The organism is Castellaniella sp. WN, from assembly GCF_054457555.1.
This window is the reverse complement of record NZ_JBTKZC010000001.1, coordinates 662,393-686,809: the sequence shown is the minus strand read 5'-3', so window position 1 is coordinate 686,809 and position 24,417 is coordinate 662,393. Positions and strand designations below refer to the sequence as shown.

Below are 24,417 nucleotides of genomic sequence, written 5' to 3'. Positions count from 1 at the left end.
CGGGGAGCACGTCCGCCATGTCATTCTCTCGTGATGGATCGGCCGCGGCGACCCGGCTGCATTTCATCCGTGCCGCCGAACTGCGCGAGAGTCCCTGGAAAAACGGCGGTGGCATTACGCGGGAAATCACGGTTCATCCCGCCGGGGCGGGCCTGGACGATTTCCTGTGGCGCGTCAGCGCCGCCGATGTCGCCGCGCCCGGGCCGTTCTCGCGCTGGGAAGGCGTCGATCGCGTGCTGCTCGTCACCCGGGGTGGCCCGATCCGTCTGATCCAGGAGGACACGGGACGAGCCGTCGTCCTGCCGGCCGGGCAGGGCTTCCGTTTCGCCGGCGAGGAGTCTTACCGCTGCGAGCTGCCCGCCGGCCCCGTGCGCGATTTCAACCTGATGCTGAGGCGGACGAAGGCGCAGGGTCATGTGACGACATTCAGGGGGGCGGTCGCCCGGCGGCTCGCACCCGGACATTGGCTGTGGCACGGCTGGCACGGAGCCTACGAGATGGATTTGCCTGGCCGGCTGAGCCGCGGTGCGCTGGAGGCCGGCGACACGCTGCATCTTTCCGTGCCCGCGGGCGACTGTCCGGTCCTGAGGATGACGCCGAAGACAGAGGACGCCCGGCTGATCGTCACGCGGATCGAGATGGCCTGAGACGTCCAGTTCAACGGACGTCGCCGGCGAATTACCGGCGCCATGCATGACGGGTCGTGGCAAGCCGTGACCCGAGCAGGCAAAGCACCGTGATCGGCCACAGGAAAATCGTGAGCAGATAGACCAGGGGATAGCCGATAAATCCGTCGGCCCATCGATGGTCGATATCGACGAAGAAGAGGATGTAGGCCAGCATGACCACGGTTCCGACGATGACCCAGCTCAGGATGAACGACATGCCGTCACTCCTTATTTAACTTTACATAATATACATTATGCGAATTAACGGCCTGCCATGGGCTTCGGAAATCCGGGGCCGGAGCCACGCCCCGGAACGAGTCAAACGGCCGGCGACTCCAGTTTATGCCCGTCGACAACGTATCGCCGCGTTCCGGACGCGCCCGTGTGGTTGAAGGCCAGGGATCACGGTAAGATGCCACTGTTTTTCGTCCAACGGCCCCGCGCATGAATCCGTCCACCCTGATCGGCATCGTCGCCAGCATCCTGATGCTGGCCATCGTCCTGTTTCTGTCGGCCGAGGATCCGGGACTGTTCGTCGACTGGCCGGGCCTGGGCATCGTGCTGATCGGGACGGCGGCGGCAACCTTCATCGCCTATCCCCTGCGCGAGGTCATGCGCATCTTCGGCCTGATCCGCAGCGTCGTGCATCACGAGCGCCTGGACGTCGACAAGGATCTGGAAGACCTGGTCGAGATTGCCCGCATCTGGATGCAGAGCGACATCCATGCCGTCGAGCAGGCCCTGGAACGGGTGTCCAGCCCCTTTCTGCGCAATGGTGTGCAGTTCGTGATCGACAACGTACCCGAACAGGACATCCTGGATCTGCTGCAATGGCGCGTCGCCCGCATGAAGGCCAAGGAACACGCCGAGGCCCAGCTGTTCCGCGTCATGGCGGGATTCGCGCCAGCCTTCGGCATGGTGGGCACCCTGGTGGGCCTGGTCAATCTGCTGTTCCTGCTGGGCGATGGCGACATCACCGCCATCGGACGGCAGATGGCCCTGGCCCTGATGACGACCTTCTATGGCGTGCTGCTGGCCAATCTGGTGTTCAAGCCCGTGGCGGTCAAACTGGAGCGCCGCACCGAACAGCGCCTGATCCTGATGCACACTCTGATGCAGGGCATCGCCATGATGAGCCAGAAGCGCAGTCCGGCCCTGATGCGGGAAACACTGAAGGCCTTCATCGCGGAAATCCGCGATGAAATCCGCGATCTGGAGCCGGCCGCCGTGTCCAGGGACAAGGAGCCGGAGCCCTCATGAGGCGCGGACCCGCCGAACTGAATCCGGCCCAGGCCATCGCCCAGCGCATGCGGACGATGGAAGCCGACCTGCATCAGGCCCGGCAGGCCCTGCGGCGCGACCGCAAACGTTCGAGCCTGTCCGATCGCTGGGGCCTGGAACAGGCGACGACGGAATCCCTCCATGAAGAAGGCTGGTTCATCACCTACCTGGACATGATGACCCTGCTGCTGGTCGCCATGATCGTGATGCTGGCGTTTTCGGGGTCCATCGGCAAGCGGATGGCCGTGCCGGATTCCACCACCCGGCCGGATGCGCCGCCGGCCGTGGCGCTGGCGCCGATTCCGGCGCCGGACGAGGCATTCCCCTATTCCGCGGAGGATGCCGCGCGCGCGTTCAACGCTTCGCCCCCGGCCGAGCCCGAGCACTCGCCGTTGTTCGGAACCTTCCCCGACTTCGAGCCCGAAACGCCTCCGGTCCCGGTGACGGCCGTCGCGGCGCCCATGTGGGACGAAGCAGCCGCGCCGCTGGCGGAATCCGTCGCCTCCCCGGCCGTGGCTCCGGCACCGTCCCCGCAGGAGGCAGGCCCGGCCTCGCCGTCCGCCGCGGAATCGGCTATTGCCACCGAACCGGTGTCCATGGCATCGCCGGTGCCGGCTCCCGCCGCGACGGCCGAGCCCAGGTCCGAAACCGGGGATGCCCCGCCCTCCCCCGTGCCCGCTCCTGCGAACGATGATCGGGCGGCCTCCGCCGCCGCGCCGGCTTCCGCCACGGACGAGCCGTCCGAAGGAGCCGTCCTGGCGGCGTCCCTGCCGCTGGGCGAGCTGGGCCACGATGTCGAAGTGATCGTCAACCGGCGCTCCATCAGTTTCCGTATCAACAGCGAGATCCTGTTCGGTACGGGCCAGGCGGATCTCAGCCGGGAAGGCCTGTCAGTGCTGCGGCGCATGGCCAAGGTGCTGTCCGACGCCGGTTACGACATCACGGTCGAGGGCCATACGGATTCCGTGCCGGTGCGCAGCAATGCCCGTTATCCGTCCAATTGGGAACTGTCCGGCGCCCGGGCCGGCAGCGTGGTGCGCTACCTGCAGGCCAACGGCATTGCCAAGGGACACCTGAAGGCGGTGGGCTACGCCGATGCCCGGCCGATCGCCGACAACCGCTCTCCGGACGGCCGCGCGCGCAACCGCCGGGTCGAACTGGTAGTGGAAAAACCGCACGGGGACCTGGACCAGGTCGAAGCCAGGCCCGCCGGGTAATGCCCGCGCGCCCTGGTGTCCTCAGTCGCGCGAGAACGGCTTGCCGTTGAAGTCGAGCGTGACCAGATTGCCGTCCATCGGTCCCATGCCAGGGGCATTCAGGGGCATGCCGGGCGCCGCCGCGCCGCGCGTATTCTTCGAGGCCAGCAGCTTGCGCACGGCCGAGGCCGGCACGTGGCCCTCGACGACCTGGCCGCTCGATTCCAGCCGCGCCGTGTGGCAGGACGCCAGCTCCATCGGCACGCCCAGCCGGGCCTTGACGGCCGCCATGTCGGACGAGGGCGCCTCGCGCACGTCGAAACCTTCGGCGCGCATGTGCTCGGCCCAGCCATGGCAGCAGCCGCAGTTCGGGTCCTGGTAGACGGTGATGGCCTCACCCGCCCGGGCGTGGGCGGACAGGGACGCTCCCAGGGCGATGGCCAGCAGGCCGAGGGTGGAGAATCGTGTCATGCGTACCTCAAGAAGATGGGTCGGGCCAGCCGGAGCCGACGGGCCATGGATTGGAGCGCGAAAAGCCTATTTGGTTCAGTCTTTTGTCCAATCATGCGGGATCAGATCTGTTCGAACCGCTCGTAATGGCGCTCCGTCGGGGCTTCCGTGTGCGATACGCCGGTCACCCGGGCGGCGGGCGGCCCCTGGAGCAGCCAGGACAGCATGCGGTCGACGGCGGCGCGTTCGCCCTGGATCAGGGCTTCCACCCGGCCGTCGGGCAGATTGCGCACCCAGCCGCCGAGCCTGAGCTGGTGCGCCTGGCGGACGGTGGCGGCGCGAAAGCCTACACCTTGCACGCGGCCCTCGACGAGGACGGACAAGGTTTCGAGGTCGTGGTGTTCAGGCAGGGATTTCATACGATCGTGAGCGGGAAAGCAATCGGGGGGTCAGCGAAGGCGCAAGGGATTGCTTGATCATTAAACTGTAACCGAAACGGACCGTAAACAGGTCCCGGAAGGGTGTTTCCGGAAAGGACTCCCGGCCTTTCGCATCCATCCGCCCGGCCCGCCGTACCCCGGCGCCGGTCCCTCACCTGGACTTCGATCACATGGGCATTCGTTCCTTATCCATCCGGGCCAAGCTGGTCCTGGCCTCCGCGGTTACCGTCGCCGTGGCCATGGGCCTGCTCGCCGCCGCCAACCTGTATTCCGCCCAAAACGCCGTCAGGGATCTCGTCTCGGCGCAAACGGAAACCCTGATCAACAGCAATGCACGGGAAATCGAAAGCTGGGCGCGGGACAAAGTCTCGATCCTGACCTCGGTCCGGCCGGTGGCGCTGACGGACGCGCCCGAGCCGTTCCTGCTGCAAGCACAGCGCTCGGGACGCTTCAAGGCCACCTACATCGGTTCCGCCGACAAGAAGATGAAGTTCGGCGAGGCGCTCACGCTGCCGGACGACTACGACCCGACGGCCCGGCCCTGGTATATCCTGGCGGCGCAGGCCGGCCAGCCCGTCCTGACCGAACCCTACCTGGACGCGGCCTCCAACGGTCTGGTGCTCAGCGTCTCGGTCCCCGTGCTGGAAAATGGCAAGACCCGGGCGGTCATCGCGGCCGATATCGGCCTGGACGACATCGTCGCCAGCACACGCGCACTGCGCCCCACCGAGCACAGCTTCGCCTATCTGGTCGCAGGCGACGGCAAGATCATCGCCCACCCGGACGCGCACTTGTCCCTGAAACCGGCCACCCAGGTCTTCGCCGGCTATGACATTCCCCGGCTGCGGCGCCTGGCGGATCAGCCCGGAGAGCTGGCGGACGCCGAAAGCGCCGACGGCCGGTACTGGCTTACCGCGCACCGCATCCAGGGTACAGACTGGACGCTGGCAATCGCCCTGGACCAGGGCGACATCCTCGCGGGGGTGCGCCAGATGCGCTTGCAGGCCATCCTGACCGGCATCGTCATGATCGCACTGGCGGCTTTGGCCCTGGCCCTCCTGACCCGCGCCCTGCTGCGTCGTCTGGGCAAGCTGAAGGATGCGCTGCAGAACATCGCCTCAGGGGAAGGCGACCTGACCCAGCGGCTTGATCAGACGGGTCACGACGAACTGGCCCAGGTCGGGGCCTCGTTCAACCAGTTCGTCGACAAGATCGCCGGCACCCTGCGCAGCATCCGCCAGACCACGGATTCCGTGCACCTGGCATCGGACGAGATCGCCGCCGGCAACACCGACCTGGCCCGCCGCACCGAAGGCGCGGCCGCCAGCCTGCAGGAAACCTCCAGCTCCATGGAAGAACTGTCCAGCACCGTCAAGCAGACTGCCGATTCCGGCAATGCCGCGGTGCAGCTGGCCGACAGCGCCCGCGCCGCCGCCCGGGAAGGCGGCGAACTGATGCACCGCGTGGTCGAGACCATGCAGGGTATGAACGAAAACGCGGCCCGCATCACCGATATCATTGGTGTGATCGACAGCATCGCCTTCCAGACCAACATCCTGGCCCTGAACGCCGCGGTCGAGGCCGCCCGCGCCGGAGAGCACGGCGCCGGATTCGCCGTGGTAGCCTCCGAGGTCCGCTCGCTCGCCCAGCGCAGCGCTCAGTCGGCCCGCGAGATCAAGGCCTTGATCGACACCAATGTGTCACAGGTGGCGCATGGCGGCGAGCAGGTCCGCCAGGCGGGTACCGCCATGGACAAGATCGTGTCCGAGGTCCAGCGCGTGACGGACATCATCAGCGAGATCAAGGTCGCCACCAGCGAACAGAGCCTGGGCATCAGCCAGATCGAGATCGCCGTGCAGCAGCTCGACGGCATGACACAGCAGAACGCCGCGCTGGTCCAGGAATCGGCCGCCGCCGCCGACAGCCTGCGCGACCAGGCGCGGATCCTGGCGCAGGCGGTGGCCGGCTTCAAACTGGATGACGGCCCCGAGTCCGGCCTGGCCGCCCTGTCCGCCCCGCGCGCCTGAAGGTCCGGCGGGAGAGGCCCCCGTTCCGCCCGCCGGATCCCGCCTCCGGCCGGAAGCCTCTTCGAGGCATCCGGTTTTTTTGCCGCCCGGCCGCCTCAGGAAAAAAAGCGCCGCTTCGGGGCGCGGCAAGTCGAAGGCGCGGTCCGGGAGCTTTCCCATTGGAACGGTCATAAAGACATAGCCCATCGGTCGTTCTCCCTCGGGAGTCCGGCTCCTAGAATGATCGCATCGTGCCGCCGGGCCGCCTCAAGGCAAAAAGCGCCCCCTCGGGGGGCAGCAAGCCGAAGGCGCGGCGTGGGGGCCATTTTTGCCGCCGGGCCCTTCGCCCCAGGCTCCATCCGACCCATTCGAGGCCCCCATGAGCAACGCATCCGTCCGCAAACACACCGTGGTGATCGTCGGCGCCGGCACCGGCGGGACCACCGTCGCCGCCCAGCTCCGGCGCCACGAGCCCGGTCTGGACATCGCCGTCATCGACCCGTCCGGTCATCATGATTATCAGCCCGCCTGGACCCTGGTGGGCGGCGGCGCCTACAAGGCCGAGGATACCCGCCGTCCCCTGCACGACTGCCTGCCCGACGGCGTGCGCCATATCGCGCAACGCGTGACCTCCCTGCTGCCCGATGAGCGCCAGGTGGAACTGGGTGACGGCAGCCGCATGGCCTACGACTACCTGGTGGTGGCCGCCGGTATCCAGATCGACTGGAACGCCATCGACGGCCTGGCCGACGCCCTGGGGAAGAACGGCGTGACCAGCAACTATCGTTACGACCTCGCACCCTACACCTGGGAGCTGGTGCGCCAGTTCCAGGGCGGCACCGCGATCTTTACCCAGCCCGCCGGCGCGGTGAAATGCCCGGGCGCCCCGCAGAAGGCCCTGTACCTGGCAGCCGACCATTTCCGCCGCCGGGGCGTCAAGGCCGACAGTCTGCAGTTCCGCACGGCTGGCGCGTCGGTCTTCGGCGTGCCCTTCTACGCCCAGGCGCTGGACAAGGTCATGGCGTCCTACGGTGCCCAGCCGCGCTTTGGCCAGAATCTGGTCCAGGTGCGTGGCGAGGAAAGGATTGCCGTCTTCGAATCGGTGGTGGATGGTGAAAAGGTGCGCGAGGAGGTCGCCTACGACCTGCTGCACGTCGTGCCGCCGCAGGGCGCTCCCGATTTCATCCGCAACAGCCCGTTGGCCGACGCAAACGGCTGGCTGGAAGTGGACAAGAACACATTGCGCCACACACGCTATCCCAGCGTGTTCGGCCTGGGCGACTGCACTTCGACGCCCAACAGCAAGACGGCCGCCGCCATCAAGAGTCAGGCCCCCGTGCTGACGCTCAATCTGCTGAGCGCCCTGCGCGGCGCCGGCAACATCGAAAGCTACGACGGCTACGCCGCCTGCCCGTTGACGACGTCGCGCGGCAAGGTGCTGCTGGCCGAATTCACCTACGGCGGCACGATCACGCCAAGCTTCCCGTTCGATCCGCGTGTTCCGCGCCGCTTCTACTGGTGGCTCAAACGCAGCTTCATGCCCTGGTTCTACTGGAACGTCCTGCTCAAGGGGCGCGGCTTGCCGGTGACGCACCGCATGCGCAGCTTCCCGGCCGGCGTGCCCTCGGTCCAGCCCTGACGCATTCCCGCGACGAGCCCCGGAACGCCGCATGCGGCGTTCCGGGGCTCCATCCATTCGCGGGCCGGACACCCATCCTACCCTCGGACCAGCAGAACGGACAGGGAGGTCGGCTCGATGATGGTGGTGCCCGTGAAGGGCCGGTCGAACGAGGCGATCAGATAAAGGGTGGCGCCGAAGCCCAGCGAAAACAGCGCCAGGGACAGGGCCAGCAGCCGGCGATGGCTCATGTGCAGTTCACTCAGCACGCAGGCGGCGACGAACAGCAGCACCAGCACCGCGGCCCACTTCGTCGGCATCACCCGGCTGTGCGAGACCAGCAGGCGCTGGTTGCGGGCGCTCTCTATGTCCGTCGTGTAGCGTCGCAGCGCCTCGGCGGCGCGCTGCAGTCCGAGCCGGTCGGTCCCGGCCTCGATCCGCACCGAGGTGACCATCAGGGTTTCCAGCTGGTCCTCGGCGATCTGGCTCGACCGGCCATCGCCCATCAGGGGCCATTCGACCTCGATGACCTCGCGAATGTAGTCGTCGAGCACGCCCGTGACCTGCTCGCGCAAGTCGGCAGGCAGGAATTTGGCGACGCGCAGCGTATCGGCCACGGCGATGGCCTCTTGTTCCACGGCGGTCCGGCCCTTGGCATCCTGCTGCCAGATGTCGGATGCCACGAAGGCGATCACGATGCCCGTGGGCAGCAGGATGCCCGAGAGCATGGTGTTGACCATGTTGGGGCCGTGCGCGCCGGGCGACCACAGGCGGCGCAGGGCGCTCATCAAGATCAGGGCGGCGGTCGAGAGGAAGCCCACCAACAGCACGCAGACAGCGAACATGGCCCATTCGGGCAGGTCATACATGAAGTCGAACACGGCGAAGCCCTCGCTGGGTGTCGGCGGGCATCGGTCCGCCGGAGTCATGAGCGGACGCCAGGAATGGGTCAGAGGATTTCCTGGATCGTTTCGAAAGGCCGGCACAGGCGCGTCCCCTTGTCCGTGACGACGAAGGGCCGGTTCAGCAGGACAGGGTGCCGCTCGATGGCGTCGAGCAGCTGTTCGTCCGTCAGCGCGGGGTCCGTCAGGCCCAGGGACTCGTAGGCCGGTTCCTTGGCGCGCAGGGCGTCGCGCACCGTCAGGCCCGCCGACCGGATCAGCTCGCGCAGTTCGTCGCGCGGAGGCAGGGCACGCAGATATTCGACCACCTCGACGGGATCCCCCGTGGCCTGGAGCGCTTCCAGTGCCTTGCGCGACGTGCTGCAGCGCGGGTTGTGGTAGATTCTGATCATGCGGCCTCCCGGGTGGAAAGCCCTCATTATCCACGATCCCGGCCATCCGGAATCCCTCTTCCCGCCTGCGGCCCCGAACACCGTGCATTACCCAGCCCATGATGCCCATGCCGATACCCTCGCCGTCCGAACCCCGCCCGTCGTTCCCCCTGCGCACCGCCCTGCCGGCCGTGACGATGGCCCTGATTCTGGCGCTGGCCGGCTGCGCCAGCGGTCCCAGGGACAATCTCAGTCTGGTTCCCGCCCAACTCGACCAGCAGACCAGCCAGGACGGCCTGTTCACGCAGCCGGTGAAATGGTCGCACAAGCGGCCGGGCTGCCAGGGTGAATGCCCGACGCTGACGGTCGAGTCCCTGGCCTTTCCGGGGCATCCTCGCCTGACGGAACTGGTCGACCACGCCTTGGCGGCCATGACCTGGGTCGATACGCAGAGCGCCGCGCCCTACGATACCCTGGACGGCTTCGAGGCCTATTACTGGAAGACCGCCGGAGTCCGCGACGAGGTCCGGCTGACGGCGCGGACACGCTATCGCAACGAGCGCCTGACCGTGGTCGAGCTGGACGCGGGCCAGTACCGGACTGGCATGGCCCACGGCATGACCGGGTCACAACTGCTGAATTGGGACAATGCGTCGGAAAAGGCTCTGACGATCGACAATCTGCTGGCGCCGGGCGAGCGTCCGGCCTTCGACGCGGCGCTGCGCGCCGAGCACGCCCGCTGGCTGGACCAGCACGCCGACGCCATCGACAATCGGGATAATTTCGATCGCATGTGGCCCTTCACTCCCAGCGACAACGCGGGGCTGACCGACCTGGGCGTGCTGGTCAAGTACCAGCCCTACGAGATCGCGCCCTATGCCTGGGGACAGCCTGAATTGCTGATCCCCTATGACCGGCTGCGAGGCATCCTGCGCCCGCAATTCCTGCCGCCGCGGCCTTGAGGCGCGGCAGGGACAAGGCCCTGGCGGCGTGGATACCCTGCCGCCAGGGCCGCATACGCATATAGCAGGGCCGCATAATGCGCGGCGTTCATATCGTTGGACAAAACGATTCGTTCTGTCCGGGAAGGGAACTCTTTAACCTGATGCCTCGATCTCCCGCATCACGAGGCTCCTTTCCATGCGATTCCGTTTCCTGCTGCCCCTGGCCGCCGCCATCCTGGCCGCCGCCGCGCACGCCGCCGACGTCACGCTGCTGAACGCGTCCTACGACCCCACGCGGGAACTGTACCAAGCCTATAACGCGGCCTTCGCCAAGTACTGGCAGGACAAGACCGGCGACCACGTCACGATCCGCCAGTCGCACGGCGGCTCGGGCAAGCAGGCACGCTCGGTGATCGATGGCCTGCAGGCCGACGTGGCCACCCTGGCGCTGGCGCCGGACATCGACGCCATCGCCGAACGCGGCTCGATCCGCAAGGACTGGCAGCGGCAGTTGCCGCTGAACAGCTCGCCCTACACGTCCACCATCGTCTTCCTGGTGCGCAAGGGCAACCCCAAGAGCATTCATGACTGGAACGACCTGATCAAGCCGGGCGTGCAGGTCATCACTCCCAATCCCAAGACTTCCGGCGGCGCCCGCTGGAACTATCTGGCGGCCTGGGGCTATGCGCTGCGCCAGCCAGGTGGCAACGAAGCCAAGGCGCGCGAATTCGTCGGCAAGCTCTACCGCCAGGTGCCGGTGCTGGACTCGGGCGCACGCGGTTCGACCACGACCTTCGTCGAACGCGGCATCGGCGACGTGCTGCTCGCCTGGGAAAACGAGGCCTTTCTGGCCATCGAGGAACTGGGACCCGACAAGGTGGACATCGTCGTCCCCTCGGTCAGCATCCTGGCCGAACCGCCGGTGGCGGTGGTGGACAAGGTCGTCGACGCGCGCGGCACCCGCGCCGTGGCCCGGGCTTACCTGGATTATCTGTATTCCGAGGCCGGCCAGGAGATCGCGGCGAAGAACCATTACCGCCCCGCCCTGAAGGCGGTCGCCGACCGGCACGCGAAACAGTTCCCCCATCTGTCGCTGTTCACCATCACCGACGTGGCGCCGGGCTGGACCGAGGCACAGAAGACGCACTTCGCGGACGGCGGCGTGTTCGACCAGATCTACCAGCCGAACGCGCAATAAGGCCATGTCGACGACGTTCGCAGCGCGCGCTCCCGCCGCGCACTGGGTCCTGCCGGGCCGCAACCTGACGCTGGGCCTGACGCTGACCTATCTGTGCCTGGTGGTCCTGCTGCCCCTGTCGGCCGCCTTTCTGACGGCCTCGTCCCTGAGCTGGGATGCCTTCTGGAAGACGGTCACCGCGCCCCGGGTGCTGGCCTCGTACCGCCTGAGCTTTGGCGCGGCGCTGCTGGCGGCGGCCGTGAACGCGGTGTTCGGCGGCATCGTGGCCTGGGTCCTGGCGCGCTACGATTTTCCCGGCAAGCGGCTGATCGACGCCCTGGTGGACCTGCCCTTCGCCCTGCCGACGGCCGTGGCCGGGATCACCCTGACCGCGCTGTACGCACCCAACGGCTGGTTGGGCGGACTGCTCGCGCCGCTGGGCATTCAGGTGGCCTTCAAGCCGCTGGGTGTGGTGGTGGCGCTGGTCTTCATCGGCCTGCCCTTCGTGGTGCGCACCGTCCAGCCGGTGCTGGAAGACATGGCCCCCGAATACGAGGAAGCCGCCAGCTGCCTGGGCGCTTCGCGCGCGCAGGTCTTCATCCGCGTGGTCTTTCCCGCCATCCTGCCCGCCCTGCTGACCGGCTTCGCCCTGGCCTTCGCCCGCGCGGCGGGCGAATACGGCTCGGTGATTTTCATCGCCGGCAACATGCCGATGGTCTCGGAAATCGCGCCCCTGCTGATCGTCACCAAGCTGGAGCAATACGACTACGCGGGCGCCACGGCGATCGCCGTGGTGATGCTGGGGATTTCCTTTCTGCTGCTGCTGGCCATCAACCTGCTGCAGGCCTGGGTCCGGCGGCGTTCGACCGGCCAGACCTGACACGAGTTTTCCGAACCCATGACCTCCATCGTTCTCGACTCCCCGCCCCTGCCCGCCACAGCGCGGCCGGCCGCCGAAGGCCGGCTCGTCCAGTGGGCGCTGATGGGGACGGCGTTCGCCTTCCTGTTCCTGTTCCTCTTCATTCCCCTGGCGGCGGTCTTCCACGAGGCCCTGGGCAAGGGCTGGGAAGCCTGCTTGGCCGCGATCACCGAGCCCGACGCGCGGGCGGCCATCCGCCTGACGCTGATCGCGGCCGGGATCGCCGTGCCGCTGAACCTGGTGTTCGGGGTCTGCGCCGCCTGGGCCGTCACCCGCTTCCAGTTCCGGGGCAAGAACCTGCTCATCACCCTGATCGACCTGCCCTTTTCCGTATCCCCCGTGATCGCGGGCCTGATCTACGTGCTGATGTTCGGCGCCCAGGGCTGGTTCGGCCCCTGGCTGCAGGCGCACGATATCCAGATCCTGTTCGCCGTGCCGGGCATCGTGCTGGCCACGGTCTTCGTCACCGTCCCCTTCGTCGCGCGCGAGCTGATCCCGCTGATGCAGTCCCAGGGCTGCGAGGAGGAGGAAGCCGCCATCGTGCTGGGCGCCTCGGGCTGGCGCGTCTTCTGGCACGTCACGCTGCCCAATATCCGCTGGGGACTGTTCTACGGCGTGATCCTGTGCAACGCGCGCGCCATGGGAGAGTTCGGCGCGGTATCGGTGGTGTCGGGCCACATCCGCGGTCTGACCAACACCCTGCCCCTGCACGTGGAAATCCTCTACAACGAATACAACTTCGCGGCCGCCTTTTCGGTGGCGTCGCTGCTGGCGCTGCTGGCCTTGCTGACGCTGGCCCTGAAATCCCTGGCGGAATGGCGCCTGCGCGTCCAGGCCGCCCGAATCGCATCGGAGCAATCCCCATGAGCATCGAAGTCCGCCACATTCACAAGCAGTTCGGCGCGTTCACGGCGCTGGACAACGTATCCCTGGCCTTTCCGGCTGGCCGGCTGACCGCGCTGCTGGGGCCGTCGGGTTGCGGCAAGACCACGCTGTTGCGCGTCATCGCCGGTCTGGAGCATCCCGACGGAGGCCAGGTCCTGCTGGAAGGCCGGGACGCATCTCATACGCACGTGCGCCAGCGGCAGGTCGGCTTCGTGTTCCAGCACTATGCGCTCTTCAAGCACATGACGGTGTTCGAGAACGTCGCCTTCGGCCTGCGCGTCAAGCCGCGCGCGCAGCGGCCTGACGAGCGCCGGATCCGCGAAAAGGTCATGGGGCTGCTGGAACTGGTGCAACTGGACTGGCTGGCCGACCGCCGGCCAGCGGCCCTGTCCGGCGGACAGCGCCAGCGCATCGCTCTGGCCCGCGCCCTGGCGGTGGAGCCGCGCGTGCTGCTGCTCGACGAGCCTTTCGGCGCGCTGGACGCCAAGGTCCGCAAGGAATTGCGGCGCTGGCTGCGCCGCCTGCACGACGAACTGCACATGACCAGCCTGTTCGTCACGCACGATCAGGAGGAAGCCCTGGAAGTCGCCGACGAGGTCGTCATCATGAACAAGGGCCGGGTCGAGCAGCAAGGCGCGCCGCAGGCGGTGTACGACAAGCCGGAGACGGCCTTCGTGTACGGCTTCCTGGGGCACGTGAACCTGTTCCACGGCCGGGTGCGCGACGGGCGGCTGCACACTGGCGGCGCGGCGCTGGACATGCCGGGCCTTGAAGGGACGGCCGACGCGCCGGGGACCGCCTACGTCCGGCCGCACGACATCCAGATCGAGCCGCTGCCGGCGGCGGGACAGGCATCCGCCGACCAGGGCCTGCTGGTGAACCTGCAGCGGGCGCACGCCTTCGGGCCGCTGGCGCAACTGGAGCTGCGGCGCGAGGACACCCGGGAAATCATTGAGGTGGTCATGCCCAGCCTGGAGTTCGACCGGATCCGGGCGCAGGGCCACCGGCGCTTCATCGCCCGGCCCCGCCAGGCGCGGGTGTTCCTGAACTAGTGTGAACAGGACACTAGGCTATTTTCCCTGCGGCGTGTCCTCGAAGCGGCCAAGGTCGAAATAACGCGAGAACGAGGATCCGTCTTCCTCGCCTGATTTGGCCGCCGGCGCGGTCGCCTGCGGCGCCTGGGCCGGCGCGGCTGCCGGGGGCGCGCTTGCGGGGCCGCCCTGGCGGCCCCGCGCCCTGCGGGCGGCGGCCTCGTCCAGGCCGGCGGCCAGGGACTGGTGATTGCGCTTGCGCGCCCAGTCCGCCGCCGTCTCGTGGGCGGCGTTGAACATGGTCGGGTCGGCACCCTTCGACAGCAGCAGACGGACGATGTCCGGCTTGCCGGACAGGGCCGCCATCATCAGCGGCGTGGTGCCGTCCGGGCCGGGCGCGTTGACGATGGCGCCCTGCTCGATCAGCATGCGGGCCGTGTCCGCCTGGGCCTTGGACGCGGCATAGTGCAACGGCGTCCACCCCAGGCGGTTGACCTGGGCGCCCGCGGCGATCAGCGCCCGAGCCCGGTCGGTCTGGCCGAGGATGCACAGATACATCAGCGCCGTCTCGTCCCGGGCGTTGGGCTCGTCGATCCGCACGTCGGGCGCCGTGCGCAGGGTGTCGAACACTTTCCAGGACTGGTCCCGCGCCGCCTGGGTCAGCGCGGGATTCCCCAGGGTGTTGGGCGCGTTCGGGTCGGTGTAGCGCAGCAGCATGCCCTGCACGGCGGACACGTCGTCGCGGCGGATGGCCGACCACCAGTCGGCCGTCGGCGCCTGCTGGGCGAGGACCGCGGTCGGCGCGCCCGCGCCCAGGGCCAGGATCAGCGCCAGGCCGGCCAGCCGGCCGCGCCGGGCGCCGGGTCGAATGAAAGTGGGCAGGGACATGGCGGAAGACCTCCGTCGGCGGGAATGAAGACAGTCGGCCCGGATGGCGGGCCGGGGCTCAGGCGGACACGGCGGCCTTGTCGAACAGCCGCCAGTAGTTATCGGTGCTTGCCCGCTCGATCTCGGCGACGGGCACGCCGCGCAGTTCGGCGATTTTTTCGGCGACGTGGATCACCCGGGACGGATCGTTCATCTTTCCCCGGTACGGCACCGGCGCCAGATAGGGGGAATCGGTCTCGATCAGCAGCCGGTCCAGAGGCACCTTGCGGGCGACATCCTGGATCTGGGCGGCGTTCTTGAAGGTCACGATGCCGGACAGGGAAATATAGAACCCCAGGTCCAGGGCGCCCTGCGCGACTTCCCAGGATTCGGTGAAGCAGTGCATGACCCCGCCCGGAGCGCGTTCCTCGCGCATCAGGCGCAGGGTGTCCTCGGCGGCGGCGCGGGTATGGATGATCAGCGGCAGCCCGGTCTCGTGCGCCGCGTGGATGTGGGTGCGGAAACGTTCGCGCTGCCATTCCAGCGGCTCGCCCTGGCGGTAGTAGTCGAGCCCGGTCTCTCCGATGGCGACGACTCGGGGATGGGCGGCGCGGCTGACCAAATCGTCCAGGGTCGGCTCGATGCCGTCGTCGTCCTCGGGATCGTTGTCGGGGTGCACGCCCACCGAGGCCCGCAGGAAGGGATATTGTTCCACCAGCCCCATCAGGCCGGGCCAGTCGCGCAGATTGACGCTGACCACCAGGGCGTGGCCCACGCCGGCCGTCCGCATGCGCTCCAGCACGTCCGGCAGCCGGGCTCGCAGATCGGGGAAATTCAGGTGGCAATGGGAATCGATGTACATGTCGAAGGAATCTATCGGGGCCGCACCGACTGCAGCAGGTAGCGGGCGGCGTGATCGGCCAGCAATTTGGGATTCAGGGGATGGTGCGCCAGGCGTCGCTGTGCCCGAAGCCAGTCGGCCGCGCGGGCCAGGACCGCCGGGTCCAGACTCCGGGCGATGTCGGCGATCCGCGTCGCCTGTCCGGGATGATAGCGCGGCGGCAGGCCGTGCGCGGCCAGGCTCAGGTCCAGCCACAGGCGCTGGAAACCATCCACCCAGTCGGCCGGCTCGCCGGCCAGCAGCGCATCGGCCAACGCGGCGCCGTCACCCTCGCCTCTCGCCTGGTCCAGGAACAACTCCAGCCAACCGGGCGTCACTGGCCGCCCTTCCCGCGCCTGCTCCAGCGCCAGCAACGGCGCGCCGCCGGCGGCGGCCAGCCGGGCGGAGGCGTCCTCCACGCCTTGCTCCCCCAGCCAAGCCAGAGACTCGGCGGCGGGCGGCGCTGCCAGAGGCAGGCGCCGGCAGCGCGACACCAGCGTCGGCAGCAGACGGTCGGGCGCCTGGGCCGACAGCAGGAACACGGTGTGCTCGGGCGGTTCCTCCAGGATCTTCAGCAGGGCGCTGGCCGCGATGGTGTTCAGGGATTCGGCCGGATACAACAGGGCGACGCGCCAGCCTCCCCTGTGGGTGGCCGTGTTGAACCAAGGCAGCAGGCTGCGGATCTGCTCGATGCGGATCTCGCGCGAGGGCTGTTTCTTGGCGTCTTCGGCGACGTCCATCGCGCCTTCGCGCACAGCCTGGGCGTCGGGCCGGATGCGACGCAGGTCCGGGTGGTTGCCGGCCCGCACCCATCGGCAGGCCTGGCATCCGCCGCAGGCCAGGCCGTCCCGGGGCGATTCGCACAGCAGGCTGGCGGCGCCCGCCAGGGCGAACTCCATTTGGCCGCAGCCTGGCTGGCCATGGATCAGCCAGGCGTGGGCGAAGCGTTCCCGCGAGGCCAGCCAGCGGTGCGCCGGCGCCTGCTGCCAGGGCAGGAAGTCCGTCATGCCGGGTCCGGGCGCATGGGCGCGTAGCCACGCGCGCGCAACAGCCCGTCCAGTATCCCGTCCAGTTCGGCGCGGATGTCCGCGACCCCCCTGCGGGCGTCGATCACCCGGAAGCGGCCCGGATCGGCCGCCGCCCGGGCCTGATAGGCCTGGCGGGTGCGCTCGAAGAATGCCGCGTCTTCACGCTCGAAGCGGTCGGTGTGCTCGCGGCCCCGTGACAGACGTTCGCGGGCAGTTTCCAGGGGCACGTCGAACAGCAGGGTGCAATCAGGCCCCCTGCCCTGCTGCACCCAGTCCTCCAGGATGCGGACCGGTTCCGCGCCCAGGGCGCGGCCGCCACCCTGGTAGGCGAAGGAGGCATCGGTATAGCGGTCGCACAGCACCCACTGGCCGCGCTCCAGCGCCGGCAGGATGCGCGTGCGCCAGTGCTCGTTGCGGGCGGCGAACATCAGCAGGGTTTCAGTGCGCAGGTCCATCGGGCGGTGCAGCAGCAGTTCGCGCAGAACCTCTCCCAGGGGCGTGCCGCCGGGTTCACGGGTGGACAGCAGATCCACGCCGGCCCGGCGCAGCCGATCCTCGATCCAGGGAATATGTGTGCTCTTGCCGGCCCCGTCCAGGCCTTCGAGCGTGATGAAGCAGGCGCTCCGGGTCATTGGGCTATCGCTTGAGGATATATTTGCCGACGGCGCGGTTGTGCGCCGCCAGGTCGGTGGAAAATTCGCTGGTGCCGTCGCCCCGCGATACGAAATACAGGTATTTGTGCCGTTCCGGATGCAGGACCGCCTCCAGCGCGGCCTTGCCCGGACTGGCGATGGGCGTGGGCGGCAGGCCCGCGCGGGTGTAGGTGTTCCAGGGGGTGTCGCGTTCCAGGTCCTTCTTGCGCAGGCGGCCCTGGTAGTCGGCCCCAAGGCCGTAGATGACGGTGGGGTCGGTCTGCAGTGGCATGCCGGCGCGCAGGCGGTTGATGAACACGCCGGCGATGCGCGCCCGGTCGGCGCCGTGCCCGGTCTCCTTTTCCACGATCGACGCCAGGACCAGGGCCTGGTACGGAGTTTCCAGCGGCAGGTCGCGATCGCGTCCGTCCCAGGCACGCTCCAGCGTCTGGCGGCCTGCCTGAGCGGCGCGTCGCAGAATGTCCAGGTCGGAACTGCCGGGCGCGAACACGTAGGTGTCGGGGTGGAACAGGCCTTCGGGCGCGTCGGCTTCCAGCCCCAGGCGCCGCAGCAGGGCCTGATCGTCCATGCCGAGCGTGTCGTGGCGGACCTGGGGATCGGCGTCCAGCGCCGCCCGGATCTGGGCGAAGGTCCAGCCTTCGGGGAAGGTCAGGCGTGTCTGGGTCATGTCCCCATTGGCCATGCGCTCCAGCAGCAACCATGGAGTGTCGCCCTGGCGGGCCTCGTAGGCGCCGGCCTTGAGCCATTTGTCACGGCCGCTCAGGCGGGCCAGCCAGACGAAGGCTTCGGGCCGGATCTCGATGCCCGCGTCCCGCATGGCCAGAGCGATCTGGCGCGGCGTGCTGCCGGCGTCGATGAGATAGTCCACCACGGGCGCTCGCATGGGCACGGGGCGCTTCCAGCCCCACCAGGCCGCCGCCGCGATGGCGACCGCCATGGCCGTCAGGCCGAGGATCAGCAACCAGAGGAATCCGCGCAGGGTTTTTTTCATCTCCCGGCCATCCCAGGATGAAAAGCGCCCTCTTGGGGGATGAGCCCAGGCAGGGGACAGTCCCTGCGGACTGTCCCCTGCCTGGCGAACCCAAGCGGCATGCGGGCCACGCGATGGACAGCAAGCCCGCAGGGCGCAGCGTGGGGGTAATTTTCCATGCTCGCCAGTTTAACTGGAACATCGGGCGGCGGCCTGGAGGGCTTGTGACTTTTCCGTACGGGCGGCGGTTCAAAGGCTGCCCATCAACAACTGCATGCTCAGGCTGCTGAGCGACACGGCCACCCATACGCCCAGGCCGAGCAGCAGCGGACGGGCGCCGGCCAGGGCCATGCGGCGCAGGTCGGAGGACAGTCCGATGGCGGTCAGCGCCATGATGATGAGGAATTGCGAGAGCAGGTGCAGTGGTTCGAGCAGTGCCCCGGGAATCAGGTCCAGGCTGCGCGTCGCCGAGGCCGCCAGGAACCAGAGGATGAACCAGGGGAAGATCGTGGCCAGGGACACCCGGGTTTCCGGATGCTGGTTGCGCCAGGCCGTCCAGAAGGCGATGGCGACGCAGATCGGGATGATCAGCGTCGCGCGGGTGAGTTTGACGATAGTGGCGATATCTCCCGCCGCCGCGCTGTAGCTGTAGCCCGCCGCCACCACGGAGGACGTGTCGTTGATGGCGGTCCCTGCCCACAGGCCGAAGCCGGAGTCGCTCAGCCCCATCCAGTGACCCAGGGGCGGGAACAGCAGCACCGCCACGACATTGAACAGAAAGATCGTCGAAATCGACAGGGCCGTCTCGTGATCGTCGGGCTTGATGATGGGCGCCACCGCAGCGATGGCCGAGCCGCCGCAAATCGCGGTGCCAACGCCGATCAGGGTACTCAAGTGCCCGCCCAGCTTCAGCCAGCGTCCCAGCCACCAGGCGGCCAGGAACGCCACACACAGCGTGACCAGGGTGACGGCCAGGGACGAGGCTCCGGTTTTCATGACCTGGCCGAGGCTCAGGCCGAAGCCCAGGCCGATGATGGACCATTTCAGCACCTGGCGGCTGCTGAAGACCACCCCCGGGATGAAGATCGGGGACAGGCCCAGCACGTTGCGCCAGACCATGCCCAGCAGAATGCCGAACACGGGGCCGCCGATCAGCGGGAACCGGGCGCCCAGCCACCAAGCCGCCAGGCCCAGCCCTCCGGCGAGCAGCAAGCCATGCCATAGTGATGGGGTGCGCGAGCCACCATCCGCATGCGATCGGACGACACCGGGATGGGTGGCGGATGGAAGGGGTTGCGGAATGGCGGAAATGGGAGGCATCGTCTGAACCTGACTCGTCGTGGACACGGCAGCCATTCTAAGTAGAGGTTATAAATAAATAAATTCAAATCATTTTAGTCATCACATAAAAAATATTGAATGATATGGTTTTGAATGATATATCCCTGTACGGAACCCGGCCGCGCGCCGGTTCCGTCCACGCCCGCGCTATCATGGACGCTCATCGATCGTTCGGAACCTTTTTGCCTCCGGGCCGCCCCAGGCAAAAAGCGCCCCTTTGGAAGGGCAGCCAGCGAGCGCAGTCCGCGCAGCGCGGGGGGCCACTTTTTGGGATTCACCATGGAAGGTCTTGTCACCGCCGGATTTCAACCCTTGCATGAATGCGCACTGGTACGCGTCCAGGGATCCGACGCCGCGTCATTCCTGCACGGACAGCTGACGCACGGCGTCACGGGCCTGGGCTGCGGCCTGGCGGTCCCGGCCGCGTACTGCACGGCCCAGGGCCGCCTGCTGGCCAACGGCACGCTGTGGCGGACGGAGGACGACGAGTTCGTCTGGATGATGTCGCGAGACTTGGCGGAGGGCCTGATCAAGCGCCTGCGCATGTTCGTGCTGCGCGCCCGAGTCACGATCGGTATGGACGAGTCCCTGCGGGTCTGGGGCGCTCTGGGGGCCGGAGCCGTACCGGCCGAACTGCATCAGGCGGCGGCCTGGACCCGCGCCTCGCTCGGCAGCGCCGACTGGATCATAGCCCCCATGTCGCAGGCGGCTCGTCCCGCCGCGTGGCGCATTGCGCCGACCGCGCCGGCCTTCGACGTGACGGCGGGCGGCGATCCCTGGACCGCCGCGCGGCTGGCCGGTGGCTGGCCCTGGATCCGGGCGGCGTCCCAGGACCTGTTCCTGCCGGCGTCCCTGGACATGGACCTGAACGGCACCATCGATTTTGCCAAGGGCTGCTATCCCGGCCAGGAAGTCATCGCCCGCAGTCATTACCGGGGCACGGTCAAGCGCCGTATGGTCTGCGGCACCGCACCCTGGGCGCCGGACGCCCCCGCCCTGCCTCCGGGATCCGACCTGTATGCCGCCGGCGACGCGGCGGTCCGACCCGTGGGCCGCGTGATCGAAGCGGCGGTCCACCAGGATCTGCTGTACGTGGCGGCCGAGATCACCCTGTCGGATTGGCCGGTGATGCGCTATGCGGTGGGCTCTCCCGACGGTGCCGTGCTGGACCTGAAGGCCCCCCGGGGCGTGGACTGATCCCCGGCGGACCTGACCGGCTTTCCCGCCGGGAGCTCAAACCGGCGGGCACGCAAGCGCCCCGCCGCGCGCGCTTCAGCGCGGCTGGTGATACAGATTCAGGATGCTGGAGAAGTCCAGCTTGCCGTGCCCCTGGGCGCTGTGCAGTGCATACAGATTGCGTGCCAGTTCACCCAGCGGCGTGGTCGCGCGGGCCTGCATGGACGCTTCCGCCGCCAGTCCCAGATCCTTGAGCATCAGATCCACGCCGAAGCCGCCGGCATAGTCCTTGGAGGCCGGGACGTTCTCCATCACGCCCGGCCAGGGGTTGTACAGTTCCGTCGCCCAGTTGCGCCCGGAACTCTTGGCGATGATATCCGACAGGGTCTTGGGATCCAGGCCGTTGGCCACGCCCAGGGCCAGCGCCTCGGCCGTGCCGGCCATCAGGATGCCCAGGAGCATGTTGTTGCAGATCTTGGCAACCTGGCCCGCGCCGGCGTCCCCCGCATGGAAGATGTTCTTGCCCATTTTTTCCAGATAGGGCCGGGCCGATTCCAGGTCCGCGGCCGCGCCGCCGACGATGAAGGTCAGCGTGCCCGCCACGGCACCGCCCGTGCCACCGGACACCGGCGCGTCGATCATGCGGATGCCGCGCCGCGCGGCGGCGTCCGAGACCTTGCGGGCCGATTCGGGCGCGATGGTGCTGCATTCCAGGACCAGCGTGCCCCTGGCGATCGAGACGAGCAGGCCGTCGTCGCCCAGATACAGGCTTTCGACGTGGCGGCTGGCCGGCAGCATGCTGACGACCAGATCCGTCCCCGCCACGGCCTCGGCCGCCGAGGCCGCCGCCGTGGCGCCCGCCTGAACCAGGGCCTGGACGGCCTGCGGGACCAGGTCGAAGACCTGAAGCCTGTGGCCCGCCTTGACCAGGTTCTGTGCCATCGGGCCGCCCATGTGGCCCAATCCGATGAATCCGATGGTGCTGCTCATGTGTGTCTCCTGTGGTGACGCGTGGAATGCTTGTGGCGATGCGTGTCCGGCTGCCCGGATGCGCGGACGGCCGCGATCAGGTCCCCAGGTCCGCCAGGGGATGGGGCTGGCCTTCGGGCCCCGGAGGGACCAGGAAGCGCCGTGCCCAGTCCGCCGTGGCCTGCTCGTGCGTGGCCGGGTTCCAGCGCGGGGACTTGTCCTTGTCGATCAGCAGTGCGCGGATGCCTTCGCGGAAGTCCGGCTCGGCGCAGCAATGAAGAGAAGCCGTGAACTCCATCCGGAAGGATTCCGCCAGGGACTGGTGCCGGGCGCGCATCAGCAGCGTGTGGCTGAGACGGGCCGAGCCCGGAGATCCCGCCAGGAAGGTGGCCGCCGCCCGCGCCAGCCAGGGATCGGGGTCGTCTTTCCAGGCGGCGATGGCGGCGGCGATTTCCAGGAAATCAGCGCGGCCGCAGGCCTGGCGGATGGTGTCGGCGTGGTGCTGCAGCGGGCCGGGCTCGGGCGCCGGCGTCTGACAGGCGTCCAGCGCGGCGTCCACCTGGGCGGCATGGCGGGTCGGATCGGCCGCCCAGTCCGTGGCCGACAGCGCGGCCAGCAGGGCCTCCGGTTCGCCGGTGTCGCAGATCCTGTCGGCCAGGCCATAGTGCAGGCAGTCGCCGGCGCCCAGCTGCGCGCCGGTGAAGGCCAGGAAAGCACCGATGCCGCGAGGCAGGCGGCTGAGCATCCAGGTGCCGGCCACGTCCGGATACAGACCGATGGTGACTTCCGGCATGGCGAAGCGCGTAGAGCCGGTGACGACGCGGTGGCTGGCACCCAGCATCAGCCCCACTCCGCCGCCCATCACGATACCGTCGGCCCAGCACAGCACGGGCTTGGGATAGCGGTGGATGAGATGGTCCAGCCGGTATTCGGTCTCGAAGAATTCGCGGGCCGGGACGTTGGCCCAGGGATCGCCCGCTGGGCTGTCGAGCATGGCGCGGTACAGGGCGTGCAGGTCGCCTCCGGCGCAGAAGGCCTTGCCGCCCGCACCCTTCAGGACGACGGCGGCGAGCCGGTCGTCGGCCGCCCAGGCCCGCAGGCGGGCGTCCAGCAACCGGCACATGGACAGGGACAGTCCGTTGAGGGTCCGGGGACTGTTCAGGGTGGCTACGCCGATGAGCCGGCCGCCGCGGGCCGGGATTTCCTGGAACAGCACCGGTTCCTGGCCGATGGATTCGGGAATGGCGGACGCGCTCATCGCAGATCGGACTCCTGGGTGAGAATGTGGCGCGCCACGATCAGGCGCATGATTTCGTTGGTGCCTTCCAGGATCTGGTGTACACGGGTATCGCGCACCAGCCGTTCCAGCGGGTAGTCCTTCAGGTAGCCGTAGCCGCCGTGGATCTGCTGCGCGTCCAGGCAGGACTGGAAGCACAGGTCCGTGGCCAGGCGCTTGGCCATTGCGCAATAGGCGGTGGCCTGGGGGTCGCCCTCGTCGAGCTTGCAGGCCGCCAGCCGCACCATCTGGCGCGAGGCGACGATGTTGGCCAGCAAGTCGGCCAGCTTGAACTGCAATGCCTGGAAGTCCGCCAGAGCGCGGCCGAACTGGCGCCGTTCGCCCATGTAGCGGCGCGCTGCCTCGTAGGCGCCCTGGGCGGCCCCGACCGAGCAGGTGGCAATGTTGATGCGCCCGCCGTCCAGGCCCTTCATGGCGAAGCGGAAGCCCTCGCCTTCCTCGCCCAGGCGGTTTTCCACCGGCACCAGGACGTTCTCGAAAGTGATCGGGCGCGTGGACTGGCTGTTCCAGCCCATCTTGTTTTCCTTGCGGCCGTAGGCGATGCCTGCGCTGTCGGCGGGCACCACCAGAGCCGAGATGCCGCGCGCGCCCTCGCCGCCCGTGCGGGCCATGACCACCAGGACGTCGGTGTCGCCCGCGCCGGAGATGAAGGCCTTGGCGCCGTTCAGGACGTAGCGGTCACCCTCGCGGCGGGCACTGGTCGTGAGTGATGCGGCATCCGAGCCCGCACCGGGTTCGGTGAGGCAGTAGGAGGCGAGCTTTTCGCCGCTGGCCAGCAGCGGCCCCCACTGATCGCGCACCTCGGGCCGCGCCCAGGAACCGATCATCCAGGTGGCCATGTTGTGGATGGTGATGAAGGCGGTGGTGGAGGGGTCGACCGCGGCCATTTCCTCGAACACCAGCGTGGCGTCCAGGCGCGGCAGACCCAGCCCGCCGATGGATTCGGGTGCGTACATGGCGCAGAATCCGAGAGCGCCGGCCTTGGCGAAGGCCTCGCGGGGGAAAATATGCTCCTCGTCCCACTGCGCCGCGTAGGGGGCCAGTTCCCCTTGGGCGAATTCGCGGGCGGCCTGTGCGAAGGCCTGTTGCTCCTCGGTGAGGCGAAAATCCATGGTGCGTGTCTCCGGATTTTGTATGGGGCTGTCGCGGCATGCTCGTGGCGCCGCCCGACGCGGCCAGGCCCGGATAAGGGCCGGCCGATGCGCCGCAGGCTTAATGTAGCACTTCGGCGGCTTGCTTCCTTGCGGCCCGCCCACCTTAGCGCAGCTGTCGCGGCGCAGCTGTCGCGCACGCGACAATCGGTGAGCGGCCGGAGGGGGCCGGGAGCCCCGGCATGCCGTTCGGCCAA

Annotated in this window: 25 protein-coding genes; 11 read left to right on the top strand and 14 right to left on the bottom strand. The window is 68.2% G+C overall.

Features of this window, described 5'->3' with window-relative positions; genetic code table 11:
• Window positions 1–17: 17 nt before the first annotated feature.
• A complete protein-coding gene (locus tag ACTPOE_RS03145; protein WP_458870749.1) occupies window positions 18–647 on the top strand; it encodes a HutD/Ves family protein in 630 nt (209 codons plus the stop codon).
• Between the two features lie 31 nt (window positions 648–678).
• Here the strand turns inward: ACTPOE_RS03145 and ACTPOE_RS03140 are convergent, their stop codons facing one another.
• Complete coding sequence (locus tag ACTPOE_RS03140; protein ID WP_458870748.1) at window positions 679–885, bottom strand: hypothetical protein; 207 nt, start codon at window positions 883–885, stop codon at window positions 679–681.
• Window positions 886–1,112: 227 nt separating this feature from the next.
• On the opposite strand from ACTPOE_RS03140, the gene ACTPOE_RS03135 reads away from it, so the two are divergent.
• Both ACTPOE_RS03135 and ACTPOE_RS03130 read left to right on the top strand, forming a co-directional pair.
• Window positions 1,113–1,928, top strand: a complete 816-nt coding sequence (locus tag ACTPOE_RS03135; protein ID WP_458870747.1) for a motility protein A — start codon at window positions 1,113–1,115, stop codon at window positions 1,926–1,928.
• A complete protein-coding gene (locus ACTPOE_RS03130; protein ID WP_458870746.1) occupies window positions 1,925–3,166 on the top strand; it encodes an OmpA family protein in 1,242 nt (413 codons plus the stop codon). Before ACTPOE_RS03135 ends, ACTPOE_RS03130 begins: the two co-directional genes overlap by 4 nt.
• 21 nt (window positions 3,167–3,187) lie before the next feature.
• Here the strand turns inward: ACTPOE_RS03130 and ACTPOE_RS03125 are convergent, their stop codons facing one another.
• Window positions 3,188–3,616: a DUF411 domain-containing protein gene (locus ACTPOE_RS03125; RefSeq protein ID WP_458870744.1), complete on the bottom strand. Its 429-nt coding sequence runs from the start codon at window positions 3,614–3,616 to the stop codon at window positions 3,188–3,190.
• Window positions 3,617–3,717: 101 nt separating this feature from the next.
• Window positions 3,718–4,014, bottom strand: a complete 297-nt coding sequence (locus ACTPOE_RS03120; RefSeq protein ID WP_458870743.1) for an acylphosphatase — start codon at window positions 4,012–4,014, stop codon at window positions 3,718–3,720.
• A 191-nt stretch (window positions 4,015–4,205) separates the two neighbouring features.
• Between ACTPOE_RS03120 and ACTPOE_RS03115 the strand changes: the two genes are divergently transcribed.
• Window positions 4,206–6,062 (top strand): methyl-accepting chemotaxis protein, encoded by a 1,857-nt coding sequence (locus ACTPOE_RS03115; protein WP_458870742.1) that lies wholly within the window; start codon window positions 4,206–4,208, stop codon window positions 6,060–6,062.
• A gap of 358 nt (window positions 6,063–6,420) precedes the next feature.
• Window positions 6,421–7,680 (top strand): NAD(P)/FAD-dependent oxidoreductase, encoded by a 1,260-nt coding sequence (locus ACTPOE_RS03110; protein WP_458870741.1) that lies wholly within the window; start codon window positions 6,421–6,423, stop codon window positions 7,678–7,680.
• A gap of 77 nt (window positions 7,681–7,757) precedes the next feature.
• Here ACTPOE_RS03110 and ACTPOE_RS03105 read toward each other — a convergent pair whose 3' ends face one another.
• The gene (locus tag ACTPOE_RS03105) at window positions 7,758–8,588 is read right to left on the bottom strand and encodes a bestrophin-like domain (RefSeq protein WP_458870740.1); all 831 of its coding nucleotides are present in this window, start codon (window positions 8,586–8,588) and stop codon (window positions 7,758–7,760) included.
• 20 nt (window positions 8,589–8,608) lie between these two features.
• Entirely contained in the window at window positions 8,609–8,953 is a 345-nt protein-coding gene (gene arsC / locus ACTPOE_RS03100; RefSeq protein WP_458870739.1) for an arsenate reductase (glutaredoxin), read from the bottom strand.
• Window positions 8,954–9,060: 107 nt separating this feature from the next.
• Here arsC and ACTPOE_RS03095 point away from each other — a divergent pair, with 107 nt between their 5' ends.
• The 5 genes from ACTPOE_RS03095 to ACTPOE_RS03075 all read left to right on the top strand — a co-directional run bounded on the left by ACTPOE_RS03095 (window position 9,061) and on the right by ACTPOE_RS03075 (window position 13,909).
• On the top strand, window positions 9,061–9,894 hold the full coding sequence (locus ACTPOE_RS03095) for an RsiV family protein (protein WP_458870738.1): 834 nt from the start codon (window positions 9,061–9,063) through the stop codon (window positions 9,892–9,894).
• 178 nt (window positions 9,895–10,072) lie between these two features.
• Window positions 10,073–11,074, top strand: coding sequence for a sulfate ABC transporter substrate-binding protein (locus tag ACTPOE_RS03090; protein ID WP_458870737.1), 1,002 nt, complete (start codon window positions 10,073–10,075; stop codon window positions 11,072–11,074).
• 4 nt (window positions 11,075–11,078) lie between these two features.
• Window positions 11,079–11,933 carry a sulfate ABC transporter permease subunit CysT gene (gene cysT, locus ACTPOE_RS03085; protein ID WP_458870736.1) on the top strand — a complete coding sequence of 285 codons (855 nt, stop codon included), beginning with the start codon at window positions 11,079–11,081 and terminating at the stop codon, window positions 11,931–11,933.
• 18 nt (window positions 11,934–11,951) lie between these two features.
• A complete protein-coding gene (gene cysW / locus ACTPOE_RS03080; RefSeq protein WP_458870735.1) occupies window positions 11,952–12,839 on the top strand; it encodes a sulfate ABC transporter permease subunit CysW in 888 nt (295 codons plus the stop codon).
• Window positions 12,836–13,909, top strand: a complete 1,074-nt coding sequence (locus ACTPOE_RS03075; protein WP_458870734.1) for a sulfate/molybdate ABC transporter ATP-binding protein — start codon at window positions 12,836–12,838, stop codon at window positions 13,907–13,909. The genes cysW and ACTPOE_RS03075 overlap by 4 nt, the downstream gene beginning before the upstream one ends.
• Window positions 13,910–13,927: 18 nt before the next feature.
• Here the strand turns inward: ACTPOE_RS03075 and ACTPOE_RS03070 are convergent, their stop codons facing one another.
• The 6 genes from ACTPOE_RS03070 to ACTPOE_RS03045 all read right to left on the bottom strand — a co-directional run bounded on the left by ACTPOE_RS03070 (window position 13,928) and on the right by ACTPOE_RS03045 (window position 19,606).
• Complete coding sequence (locus tag ACTPOE_RS03070) at window positions 13,928–14,776, bottom strand: ankyrin repeat domain-containing protein (protein WP_458870733.1); 849 nt, start codon at window positions 14,774–14,776, stop codon at window positions 13,928–13,930.
• A gap of 58 nt (window positions 14,777–14,834) precedes the next feature.
• Window positions 14,835–15,617 carry a TatD family hydrolase gene (locus ACTPOE_RS03065; RefSeq protein WP_458870732.1) on the bottom strand — a complete coding sequence of 261 codons (783 nt, stop codon included), beginning with the start codon at window positions 15,615–15,617 and terminating at the stop codon, window positions 14,835–14,837.
• Between the two features lie 11 nt (window positions 15,618–15,628).
• A complete protein-coding gene (gene holB, locus ACTPOE_RS03060; RefSeq protein ID WP_458870730.1) occupies window positions 15,629–16,642 on the bottom strand; it encodes a DNA polymerase III subunit delta' in 1,014 nt (337 codons plus the stop codon).
• Window positions 16,639–17,295, bottom strand: coding sequence for a dTMP kinase (gene tmk, locus ACTPOE_RS03055; RefSeq protein ID WP_458870729.1), 657 nt, complete (start codon window positions 17,293–17,295; stop codon window positions 16,639–16,641). Before tmk ends, holB begins: the two co-directional genes overlap by 4 nt.
• A gap of 4 nt (window positions 17,296–17,299) precedes the next feature.
• Complete coding sequence (mltG, locus tag ACTPOE_RS03050; protein WP_458870728.1) at window positions 17,300–18,307, bottom strand: endolytic transglycosylase MltG; 1,008 nt, start codon at window positions 18,305–18,307, stop codon at window positions 17,300–17,302.
• A 228-nt stretch (window positions 18,308–18,535) separates the two neighbouring features.
• Window positions 18,536–19,606, bottom strand: coding sequence for a YeiH family protein (locus ACTPOE_RS03045; RefSeq protein ID WP_458870726.1), 1,071 nt, complete (start codon window positions 19,604–19,606; stop codon window positions 18,536–18,538).
• A gap of 300 nt (window positions 19,607–19,906) precedes the next feature.
• Here ACTPOE_RS03045 and ygfZ point away from each other — a divergent pair, with 300 nt between their 5' ends.
• Window positions 19,907–20,824, top strand: a complete 918-nt coding sequence (gene ygfZ / locus ACTPOE_RS03040) for a CAF17-like 4Fe-4S cluster assembly/insertion protein YgfZ (protein ID WP_458870725.1) — start codon at window positions 19,907–19,909, stop codon at window positions 20,822–20,824.
• 75 nt (window positions 20,825–20,899) lie between these two features.
• Here the strand turns inward: ygfZ and mmsB are convergent, their stop codons facing one another.
• The 3 genes from mmsB to ACTPOE_RS03025 form a co-directional block, all read right to left on the bottom strand.
• On the bottom strand, window positions 20,900–21,793 hold the full coding sequence (gene mmsB / locus ACTPOE_RS03035; RefSeq protein ID WP_458870724.1) for a 3-hydroxyisobutyrate dehydrogenase: 894 nt from the start codon (window positions 21,791–21,793) through the stop codon (window positions 20,900–20,902).
• Window positions 21,794–21,869: 76 nt separating this feature from the next.
• Window positions 21,870–23,030: an enoyl-CoA hydratase/isomerase family protein gene (locus ACTPOE_RS03030; RefSeq protein ID WP_458870723.1), complete on the bottom strand. Its 1,161-nt coding sequence runs from the start codon at window positions 23,028–23,030 to the stop codon at window positions 21,870–21,872.
• Entirely contained in the window at window positions 23,027–24,181 is a 1,155-nt protein-coding gene (locus ACTPOE_RS03025) for an acyl-CoA dehydrogenase family protein (protein ID WP_458870722.1), read from the bottom strand. Before ACTPOE_RS03025 ends, ACTPOE_RS03030 begins: the two co-directional genes overlap by 4 nt.
• Window positions 24,182–24,417: the final 236 nt, after the last annotated feature.